We start from the raw sequence: 12,169 nt of genomic DNA on the forward strand, positions 1-12,169 counted from the left end.
ATTATAGGAATAAATAACTTGTATATCTGAAAATAATTATGATTACCTAGCATTTATAGGATCTCCCAGTTAGTTTCAAGATCAGATAGTGCTTATGAATTAGATAACCTTCATTATAACTAACACTATTTTTATGACACTATAATTAAATTTAAAGAAATACGCATAAAATTTATGATATCATGTATGGTAATTTACTAATATAATTAAGTAATTGTTCCTAAAAATTGAATGTTAACCTATTATCTTAATTCTGTTATCATGATTATGATGCTTTTAATGTGGAAATTCTAGGAATATGGTAATGATTTATTGTTTATGTAACTTGATATGTGCATAAATATAATTTATTAATAGCTTACATCCCTAGAAAATATTGGGAAATTGAGATATAGAAATGAATATTTTATTATAAACTTTTTTTATTTATATAAACTTAATTTCTATTTTATGCAAGGATTTTTAAATCTTGATAAACCCTTTGATTGGACTTCACATGATTGTGTTGCTAAGATACGCAAACTCCTAAAAATAAAACGTGTAGGACATGCTGGCACATTAGACCCTGCTGCAACTGGAGTATTACCCATTGCTATTGGTAGGGCAACTCGCCTATTACAATATCTTCCAGGAGATAAAAAATACAAAGCTACTATTCGCCTGGGTCTCACCACCACAACAGATGATTTGCAAGGGGAAGTAATTTTTCAAGAATCAGTTCGGGGGTTGACATTGAAAATGGTAACAGCTGCATTGTCCGAGTTTATAGGTAAAATAGAACAAGTTCCCCCTCGTTATAGTGCTATTAAAGTCCTAGGTAGACATTTATATGATTTGGCTCGTCGAGGTCAAGTTGTAGAGGTTCCGAGTCGAATAGTAGAAATTTCTGAGATTAAAATTTTAGATTGGCGAATCAACGATTTCCCTGAATTAGATGTAGCAATCACTTGCGGCTCTGGTACATATATTCGGGCAATAGCTCGTGATTTGGGGATAAAGTTAAATACTGGTGGAACTCTTTCTGCTTTGCAGCGAACTTTCAGCAGTGGTTTTTGCTTGGATAATAGTATTAATTTTATAGATTTGGAAGCACAGATAAAAGCAAAAACCTGGAATTTTATACCCCCTGATTTACCTTTATGGCATTTAAGCACTATAACATTAGCAACAGCTCCTGCTCGGAAATGGTCTCAGGGAAGATATATTCCTATTGATGAAAATAGTGAAAATTTAATAGTACGAGTTTATAGACAAGATGGTTGTTTTTTGGGGCTAGGTAAACAAATTATTTCAGATAATGAAAAATTATTAGTTCCAATAATAGTAATTACCGATAATACCTACCATTAATATCTACCTTTCATAAGGTAAATAATTCGTTCAGGAGCAAATTTGAAAATACGATAGTCTGTTATGATATACTCACAATTTACTAGATATAGATAGATTTTCCAATAAGTTATAGACTTATTAATAGATGTATATATATTCAATAAATATGCATAGTATATAAACTAGTAATTGATCTCTATCCTGAATGATAAATTTTCGTGATTAATCTAGATTACAAGGAGGCTATTTGTTAAATTAATCATCATAATATATACATATTTAATGTGTAACAAGTATTATTCTTTAATAGTCTTTATTATAAAGATGATCAAGGCTATTTTAGTATGGAATAAAAATAATACTATTGATTTATAGTAAGTGAAAGATTATTAAATAGCATTTTTAAAAATTCTAATACTACAAGAGCTTAGATATATGTTCTTTTATTTATATCAAATATTAGACTATATTCATACACAACTATATTATAATATAGTGGTTGCATTACAATATTATAATATAAGCAATTATAAAGCATTTAGAGATATTTAAAGAATACTTGTTTTTTTCTATTTTGACTAATGTTGATTAGTTCAGTACTAAAGCAAACTATTTAACAAGTCTTGCAAAAGTACAATTACCCCGTAGCGATAGATTAAGAAAAATATCTTGTAGTTTCTATCAAACTAATATGGAAATTGTCTAAATGGTTTCTAGTAATTGAACTAATACAATAGTTATTACTTGTTAAATTGATAGTAATACTTAATTAGTCTACACTTCAATGCCAATAGATAGAAAGAAACTAAAATGGAGCTATTCTGGTAATGCAACCACATAAAGTAATTCTTAAAGATGTAGAAAAAGATGCATGGGACACTCTAGAAAAAACTATTATTTACTATCAAGGGAATCCTATTGGAACAGTAGCAGCTTTAGATAGTACAGCTAATACACTTAATTATGACCAGTGCTTTGTCCGTGATTTTGTAGTTTCTGCATTGCTATTTTTGATTAAGGGTAGAACGGAAATCGTTCGCAATTTCCTGAAACAAACCTTAAAACTACAACCGAAGAAAAAACAATTAGGTACTTATAAACCAGGTAGAGGCTTAATGCCCGCTAGTTTTAAAGTTACATTTAATAATGGACAAGAAGAATTAGAGGCTGATTTTGGTGAAAATGCCATTGCGAGAGTTACACCGGTTGATTCTTCCCTGTGGTGGATAGTTTTACTACGTGCTTATGTTGTCGCAACCAAGGATTATTCTCTAGCATACCAAGATGATTTTCAACAAGGTATTCGGTTAATTTTGGATCTGTGTTTAGCGACACGGTTTGATATGTATCCCACCTTGCTGGTCCCTGATGGAGCTTGCATGATTGACCGTCGCTTGGGGATTCATGGTCATCCTTTAGAGATTCAATCTCTATATTATGCTGCTTTGCGAGCAGCCCGGGAATTATTAATTTGTCAGGGGAATGAAGAGTTAGTATTTGCTATTGATAATCGCCTACCCGTACTGGCCGCTCATATTCGCAAGCATTACTGGATTGATCTTCATCGTTTAAATGATATCTATCGGTATCGAGGGGAAGAATATGGTAAAGATGCGGTCAATCAATTTAATATATATGTTGATTCTATTCCTTACAGCGAATTGGATAGATGGTTACCAAAAGGGGGTGGTTATCTTGCCGGGAATGTGGGGCCATCTCAAATGGATACCCGTTTCTTCACTTTGGGTAATTTAATGGCTGTAATTATTGATCTAACAACACAAGAACAGTCTCAAGCAATTATGACCTTGATTGAGCAAAGGTGGGATGATTTAGTAGGAGATATGCCGATGAAAATCACATTCCCAGCATTGGAAAATGAAGAGTATAAATATGTTACGGGTTGTGATCCCAAAAATATACCCTGGTCCTATCATAATGCTGGGAATTGGCCTGTCTTAATGTGGATGTTGGCTGCCGCCTGTGTTAAAACCAATCATAGAGAATTAATGCAAAGAGCGCTTACTATTGCCCAAGAACGTCTTAAAAATGACGAGTGGCCTGAGTATTATGACGGCAAACAGGGAAGATTAATTGGCAGACAATCACGGAAATATCAAACTTGGACAATTGTAGGATTTTTGTTGGCAAAAGAAATACTAGCTCAACCTGGAAGTCTATCTTTGATTAGTTTCGATCCATTCATTACAAAACAGGTTTCTCAAGCTTGCGAGTTAAAATTTGACTACTTTGACTCTTAAAGTTTTACAATGGCAGGATACTAACTTGCCCGCTCCTACCATTGTCTTTACCATATCCTAATCTAGATATAGATTACCTACGGTTTTCAATCCGAAATCTAAAACTATTCACCTAGTGAGATAATTTTTGGGCTCCAGATCAAGTTTTTTGATTAAAAGAATTCACTTAAAAGTAATTAAAGACTGAGTCTGGAAAATAAATAGATGATTTGGAATGCTCTCAGTAAACTCGATAGTTTTGATTTCAAAATAAAATAAGATTTTTCAAAAAGCCTTAAGGCTATATATAGCTTCATAGTATTAACTAAAGAAAAGTTTTTTATAAAACCTTATAAAAAAATTCAAATCATTGATTATAATTTTCTAGTGAGTTTTTATGGATATAAATTATAGCAATAGAGTTTATATCCTTAATTTATTATTTCTCGATGATGCCTTCTTAGCCTCAATTAGTTTTTTTATTGCCTTGAGAGATCTTAGAAAAGAGAGCTATCTAAATGTCATTCTTAACAAAGAATTATATATAAGTGATTTGGGTAAATTTACTCATTTTTTACAATTATGTTATGGTAAGAATTAAGAGATAGAAAAACTTAGACGCATTTATTTAAATAATTAAGCAAAAAATCATCTTGACAGCAGCCAGCAAATTTATATAACATTATGTATCTAGTTGTATATCAACTATTTTATTGAGAAAATATTTATATTATTCTTCCTTTTAATACAAAAATATAATCAGTGACAAATATTTTTAGGGATGTGACTCTGATAGTAGATAATTACACAGTCAAAATTGAGAATATTATGCTGTTTTTCCAACTGAATAGTTCAAGTATATCTAGAGCTATTTAGTTTTGGTATAATAGAGTCTGATTAGTGGGTAAGAAATAAATACCAACTATTTATTTAAGAATTAAGACTTAGCCTAGCCTTCTATAAATAAGTGTCAATTCATATTACAGAGTAATGGGATAAAATATCAATGCTTGACTAACTTACCCTAAACAATGCAATAAATTTAATGGTTTTGATGCTGGTTGATCAATTTGATAAGGTAATAATTCCCAGCTGATAGAAGTAATTATTCCTGGCAATTATGTGAATAATAATCAAATACAGAGCTTTTCATCTTAAAACGTATCGATGTTCTCAACAATTATCAGAATACTATACCTGGGTAGTAGAATATCATCTAGGAGGAAGTATGCCCTTTAAAAATTATTATAGACTAATTCAAGCAATTAGCCACTTAATTTATAGTTATGGAAAAGTCACTTAAAAAAAATGGCTGAATTGTAGTATTTATTATTGGCATAAGAATCAACCCAACCGGTTATAAATAATATTCTCGAGAAAGCTCAAAGCGCTTATCATAGTTGGGCTGAAATGTGAAATTAACTATTGGCTATTTATAAACTCTTAGTCTACAATGAACAGCTAACTATTTTTATTATTTACAGGAGGAATGAAATCTGGACGATCTATATTTTCCCAACCTGGTGGGCGCTTTGAGTTATACCAAGCTATTGAACCAATGGTAACAGCGGCAATAAAACCAACTACATAAACTAAAGTAAAAGCCACGGGAAAATTAGAACCTGCTGTTACAATTCCTGTTTTCATAAATAAAGCCATAAGTTATTCTCCTGAACATTAGCGAAGTTACCTTATTAAACTGTTATTGGAGAAGAGTAACATAATCATTTAGATCATAAAAGCCCCAATTACCGAACAGCAAGAGTGTAATTTTTCTTTGCTTGGTGTGACAACATCATTGAGTATAGACTTAAAAAATATTAAAAAGTATCAAATCGAACTAAGTAATCAGCGCTCAACTTGCTGTATCCTGATTTAGGATGCAGTTTGCCCCATAAATTTATACTAATCTTCAGTACTCATTGTTAACAATTAAATGTGCAAAAATGTAGAATTTGAGATCTAAGTTTACTCAAACACCAGATTAATGCTCAGTAATAGAACATATTAGTAACACCTGGTAAATTCTATTTAAATCCTAATAATTGTAGATATTATTATCTAAAGTAAAATCGTTTAAAAAAATTATGCAGTAATCGTCTGATAGATTTAATTATGATGATTACTAAAATATCATACTAACAAATTTAGTATTAAGATCTAGGAAAAATAAAATTTAAAAAATGTCGTATTTGTTCTATCTACAAAATATTTAGTATTGAAAAATTAAGCAAGGATAAAAGTATTTTTACTTGATATAAGAGGTAAAGCATGATATCTAAAAAATTAATAATTTTATAATAGTCTTCATATATAGAGCTAGAAAATTATGGTTAAGCATATGAGAAAGCATTATATATAGAAAAAGCTAAAATGAGAGCCTAATGAATTCCAAGCTTCATATTCTAGGCTGCAGAAGATATATGTGCTCTTAGTTAATTTATCATTCTAAAATGTATTTTTTATAATGGAATAAAATTGAATTTAGTAGTTTATACATAATAAATTTATGGAGTAATGGTAAAACAAATTCGGATAGTTTCATGACCGAGCTTTAATAATAAAGCTCGGGATCTAAAATTCTGTTGAACTTAAGTCATTAAATTCTAGTATTTATTATTGTGTACATCAAAATGGTGTTATAAAAACATATAAGTAGTACAAAATGGGAGACTATCAAATCTCTTATTAGTATTCTTCTGTATGATATTTTGCAATCAAGCAAGGGATATATTCATATCCATCTATTCCAATTATGGCAATTATACGAGGACGTTCCTCTTCCAAGCTTTCCCGGAAATTTTTTTCCCCTATTTCTGCTTGTATAGCACCCAGCAAGATAGCTGTTTCTTGCCATTTATAGGCATCAATTTGGTGTAATAAATACATTCCCAAACTGCCTGTGTAAATTGCCCTATTTATATTTTTTAAACTATAGTTTGTTTCTGCAAGATTTCCTAAGTTTAAGCCCTGAAGATACAAATCTCCAGAAATTTGAGCTACTCTAAATGCTGCTTCTAAACTTGTTGCTGCATCTGAATACAGTTTTACTACTTGATAAGCTACACCCAAGCTACTCAGGCACAGTGCCTTACTCTGTACATCTCCCAGTAGTTCTGATAACTTCAAACCCTGCTTCAAATAACTAATTGCCGTTTCATAGGTTTCTGTTCCTAACTCTTTCAATTCTTTAGCCTGCATAACTTTGCTATAACCAAAATTAGCCAATGCGTTTGCCTCTCCTATTTTTTCCCCTGTTTGTCTACTTATAATTAAGGCACGTTGGCTATAGTTAATAGCATCTGTATAGTTGCCTTCTGCTACACATGTACGGCTCAGATGGTTGAAATTTGCAATTTCACAGGAGTGATCACCAGCATTTATGGCAATTTCCAAGGCTTCTTTGTGAAAGGATATAGAATTTTTGTACTTCCCTAATGTTCTTTGGGAATAACCTAATAAGGTTAAAATTCTGGCTTTTTCTTGAGTTCCCTGGACAAATTTTAGCGGCTCATCTAAATAATTCAATGCGCTGTGTAGATATACCCCAGAAAAAGAGGCAAAAATTCCTCCATACATTGGAAAATAGGGCCTTTGAGCAAATGTACGCAAAATTTGCAACATAATGCTGGAAGACCAAGTTCCGTATTTACTATCAAGACCAAAACCATTTGCTAACTGACTCCAAATTACAGCAAAGGTCAAAAATGTGGAAATAGATAATTTAGAACCAGCTTCAATATTGTATGGTTGTTTGTCAAACCAACTCACCAGTCCTCTCTGAACACTTTGTAGAACCAGAGTTACTTCCAGCCATTCATCTAAAGAAATATCATCTACATCATAATTATTCAAAAACTCCACCATGGATTTTCCCATTGCCAAGGCCTGTAATAGTATTTTCAGGGGTGATTTATCTACTTTTTTTGCCCATAGTGCCCAGGGATCTTTTTCTCCAGGAATAACTCCAAAGCCAAGGTTATCTTGATGTTCATATATCCAAGTCAGCAAATATTCTTGTAATTTTCCCCAAGTCTTGGTAGCGCAAGTAATACCATCAACTATTTGCTGTAACTCAGAATCCCTTTGAGCAAATTTACTTAAAGACTCTGATAATTGTTGTAGTTGTAGAATATTAAGGGGGTATTTGCTATTGGGGTCAATAGCACTTAATAATCTGACTAATCGTTCATCTGATTCTGCAATAGTAATTTCCCTAACAGCTGCAGCAATGACTTCTGTAGCCTTGTTTTGCTCCTGTATTTTTTCCCATTGACCTTGAATGATGTTAATGGCTTTTAAACTACGACTAGCTTTTGCTTGTTTGAGTTCGTTTATTTCCATATCCAATTGTTGCTGGAAATAACTCATGCGAATACTTAAAGCTCTCTCAAAGATTTCCCCTGTCCCTATAGTCATATCTCCGATTAGTATTCGATGAACTTGACTTTCAGAACTAATTTTACCTTTGAGAACAGCTTGCACTATTTCATCAATTAATAATAAGTATTTTTCCTGAAATGATATTGACCCAGGCATATTTATAATTAGAAAGCATCATGTCAATTCTAAATGGTAATAGAATCATCGAAAGGCTGAGGAATTTTATACTTTGGATTTGCACTTAAATGTTTCCTACATATCCTACTCTTTTATTCCCTCTTTTACGATCATAGACTTTTTCCTCAGTCTTTTTTATTTACTAAATCGCACGTAAAAAATAATGTTAAATAAACATCTAATAATAACAAATATGATTAAAATCAAGGGACAAAATAACAAGTTAGTATAACTATATACCTTTTATAAAAATAAACACTACAAATCATTATTATTTTATTATTACAGTGTAAATCAATGACAAGTTGTTAGGATTTATACCAAGAAGTGATCCTGAGGGAAGAGGATAACATAAAGCTTATGCATTACCAAAATTAATACTATTTAAAAATAATTCAACAGTAGAGTCGAGTGAAAGCTCACTTAATGACTAGGAGGTAATATAAGGTGTGCAAAAAACTATATGTAAACTTATTGAGATACAAGCATTAGAAACTTATAACTTTAACTATTAAGCTATTGGCCTCATTTATGTAGCTAAGAAAGAAAAAGATAAAAACCCCCAAATTGAATTGAATCTCCTAAATATTTTCACAAAGAATTCCTACCTATATATATTTTTTCTCTTACTCTTACTTCCTGTACTCTACATTTATTCAGAACGTATTACATTTAAACAACACCATTCTTGTTTTTCCTTAATATTAGTAACTAACCAGCCATTTTCCTCTAATGTATCTACTACATCTTTAGACTTTTCAATTAAAATACCACTGAAAATAGCCCAAGTAGAGTTTTTTATGATCACACTCATTTTTGGGATCATATCTATAATTATATGGGTTAGTATATTACATACAATCCCATCAACAGGTATTGAGATCATTTTTGATAGTTCATCTATACTCCCATAGACAGTCATACAACTTTCTGAAGTGTTGCTAAAGTTTAAAGTTAGATTTTCTCTAGTTGATTGAACTGCTAGGGGATCTGTATCCACTGCATATACTTTTGCTACACCTAATAGCAATGCACCAATTGAAAGAATACCAGAACCACAGCCAATATCAGCAATTACCATATTTTTCTCCAGACTTTTACCAAGTTTATTGGGGTTAAGTTGCATTTCCAGAGACTCTAAACATAGCTGGGTCGTAGGATGTTCCCCTGTACCAAAAGCCATACCCGGTTCAAGTCTGATAATTAATCTTTCAGTACTTCCTGGTGTTGGTAACCAAGCTGGATTAATTAAAAAACAGCCTATTTTCTCTGGTTGCCAATATTGTTTCCAAGTACTTGCCCAATTTTCCTCACTAATTAATTGCCAGGAAATTGTGGGCTCGATACAATCCAAACATAATGCATCCTGCTGTAAGACTGATAACAAGTTAGATAAATCTGATAATTTAACTTGTATTTGGGGCATATAAGACCTAATAAAAGAGCAATACCCTCTTGGATTTACTTCCCAAATATCAGGAGTAGCTATGTGGCTACCTGCTACTTCAATAGCAATTCCCTGACAGCCAAAGTTTTCCATTCGCCAAAAGACAGAATCTTCTTGTAACGACTCACAAATTATTTGTATTTCCCACCACTTATTAAACATATGTGAAATTTAAATTATCGAAGATAAGGGATGAAATAGTCACTATTTCATCCCTTATCTTAACTGGCAATCAAAGAATAGTAGATAACTTTACATGTTTCAAAGTACTATAGTATAAGCTTCTTGGATACCTTGTACTTTAGTAATTTCCATCAAAATACCTTCTGGTAAAGGATCATCAATACTTAAAACCATAATTGCATCACCACGTACAATCTTTCTCCCTACTTGCATACTAGCTATATTGACATTAAAACTACCTAAAAGTGAACCAATGTTACCAATAATCCCTGGCATATCACGGTGTACAGTAAATAACATATATTGACTTGGGGGTACATTAATGGGAAAACCATCAATATCAGTAATCCGGATTTCCCCATCACCCAGCAAAGTACCTGTTACTGAATGAATACCCAAATTCCCTGTAGCTTCTAGGTATAGAGAACCAGGATAATCCCTAACAAATTGATCTCTAGTTTCAACTACTCGAATGCCCCTTTCCTTTGCCTCAATATTGGCATTGACATAATTCACCCTTTCTCTTAGGGCTTGATATAGTAATCCTTTTAAGGAGGCAATAACCAAAGGTTGACTTTTGCTGGTTGCTAGTTCACCTTGCAGTTTTACATTCAGGGACTCTATCCTACCACCAGCCAATTGTCCTACCAAATTACCCAAAGTTTCAGCAAGCTGCATATAGGGTTTGAGTTTCTCCAAAATATCAGGACTGAGGCCAGGAATATTGACTGCTGACCGGGCTGGCAATCCCAGTAAAACATCTCGAATTTGTTCTGCCACATCAATTGCTACGTTTAACTGTGCTTCCGTAGTAGAAGCACCAAGGTGAGGTGTTAAAATAACTTCTTTGCCTAAGGTTTTTAAAGGAGAATCTATTAAGGGCTCAGATTCAAATACATCTAAAGCTGCACCAGCAATTTGCCCATTTTTTAAGGCAATAGCTAAAGCTTCTTCATCAAAAATTCCCCCTCTAGAACAGTTGATAATTCTAGCATTAGGCTTCATTTTTGCCAGTCTTTCAGCATTAATTAAATGAGTAGATTCAGGAGTTTTAGGAATGTGTAGAGTAATATAATCTGACTGCCGTATTAGCAGGTCTAAATCCACTAGTTGACAGCCAATTTGTTCAGCACGTTCTGCAGATATGAAGGGATCAAATGCTAATAACTTCATTTCCATAGCTTTAGCTACCTTGGCAACATGGGAGCCAATTTTTCCAAGACCAATAATACCAATGGTTTTCTTATATACTTCCGCACCTACATAAGTTTTGCGATCCCACAAGCCACTTTTTACTGAAGTGTTGGCATCGGGAATGTAACGGGATAAAGACATCATCATAGCTAAAGTATGCTCAGCAGCTGCAATAGTATTTCCTTGAGGGGAATTAACAACTACAATTCCTTTGCGAGTGGCAGCAGGTACATCCACATTATCCACACCTACACCAGCACGACCGATTACTTTCAAATTGTTACTAGCTGAAATGATCTTTTCAGTGACATGGGTTCCAGAACGAATCATAAGAGCATCATATTCACCAATAATTTGGACTAATTCTTCTGGCTTAAGCCCTGTTTTTACATCGACTGTTGCAACTTGGGATAGGATGTCAATCCCTGTTTGGTCAATTGGATCGGAGACAAGAACCTTAGACATGATTTATTAGTTTTTCTTTTTAGAGGTAAGAGAGTATTTAAAAAGCCAGGTATATTGTCAAATTATCAAAAAGCTCTCTCAGTATGAACTATGAATAAATAGTGAACATTATGCTCATAAATAGTTATGAGTACAGCTTACCCTAGCAATCTGAACATATATACACCACATGTACAGTATTATGAATTTACCAGCGTATGATTCCTAAATTTAAATTGGGAGTAGGGTAGCAGAATTTGACTCAAAGCCTTAATCGTAGCAAATAACATATAAATATTTCCATAATTGAAATAAAGATACTAATTGGTTTAAAGTTTATGATGTCTTTATAGATTTAACTTGGACAAAAATATAACTTCATAAAAGTCTATCGTAAGTAAAAAGCGATTATGAAAAATTAACCCACTATTAACAATTAATTACAGACAAAATTGGGTAATATAATATGTTTATAATTTTGTAAAGATTCGTATAAAATATAGAGAGGTAAGTGCATTAGGAATTAGTAAGAAATAATACAAGAAAAAATATAAATAATTATCAAGTTTCCATATAAATTTGTATCTAGTCAATATAATCAAATCTAATAGATGTAATTCTATTGGCTAAAAGATTCGACAAAAATGTTATAGATAGTATTTAACAGTAAATTGTTATGCTGTTTTTGTAATGGGTTTACAAAACGTTAAAATAGCTAAAAAAATAATGAAAGTTTGTATCCAAACAAATATTATAAAGAAGCAAATTT

The 12,169-nt window shown here is 32.3% G+C and carries 6 protein-coding genes; 2 read left to right on the plus strand and 4 right to left on the minus strand.

All coding sequences use genetic code 11. The features are described from left to right. The first annotated feature begins 450 nt into the window (after positions 1-450). On the plus strand, positions 451-1,350 hold the full coding sequence (gene truB, locus RINTHH_RS01695) for a tRNA pseudouridine(55) synthase TruB (protein ID WP_044304385.1): 900 nt from the start codon (positions 451-453) through the stop codon (positions 1,348-1,350). An 809-nt stretch (positions 1,351-2,159) separates the two neighbouring features. Beyond that, entirely contained in the window at positions 2,160-3,593 is a 1,434-nt protein-coding gene (locus tag RINTHH_RS01700; protein WP_008232134.1) for a glycoside hydrolase 100 family protein, read from the plus strand. Between the two features lie 1,440 nt (positions 3,594-5,033). Here the strand turns inward: RINTHH_RS01700 and psb35 are convergent. The 4 genes from psb35 to serA form a co-directional block, all read right to left on the minus strand. Continuing rightward, a complete protein-coding gene (psb35, locus tag RINTHH_RS01705) occupies positions 5,034-5,231 on the minus strand; it encodes a photosystem II assembly protein Psb35 (protein WP_008232136.1) in 198 nt (65 codons plus the stop codon). Between the two features lie 1,029 nt (positions 5,232-6,260). Further along, entirely contained in the window at positions 6,261-8,111 is a 1,851-nt protein-coding gene (locus RINTHH_RS01710; RefSeq protein ID WP_044304386.1) for a tetratricopeptide repeat protein, read from the minus strand. Between the two features lie 673 nt (positions 8,112-8,784). Then, positions 8,785-9,741, minus strand: coding sequence for a 50S ribosomal protein L11 methyltransferase (gene prmA / locus RINTHH_RS01715; protein ID WP_008232139.1), 957 nt, complete (start codon positions 9,739-9,741; stop codon positions 8,785-8,787). Between the two features lie 99 nt (positions 9,742-9,840). Next, a complete protein-coding gene (gene serA, locus RINTHH_RS01720; protein ID WP_008232140.1) occupies positions 9,841-11,421 on the minus strand; it encodes a phosphoglycerate dehydrogenase in 1,581 nt (526 codons plus the stop codon). Between the last annotated feature and the right edge of the window lie 748 nt (positions 11,422-12,169).

The sequence above is a fragment of the Richelia intracellularis HH01 genome, assembly GCF_000350105.1.
Taxonomy (GTDB): Bacteria; Cyanobacteriota; Cyanobacteriia; order Cyanobacteriales; family Nostocaceae; genus Richelia; species Richelia intracellularis.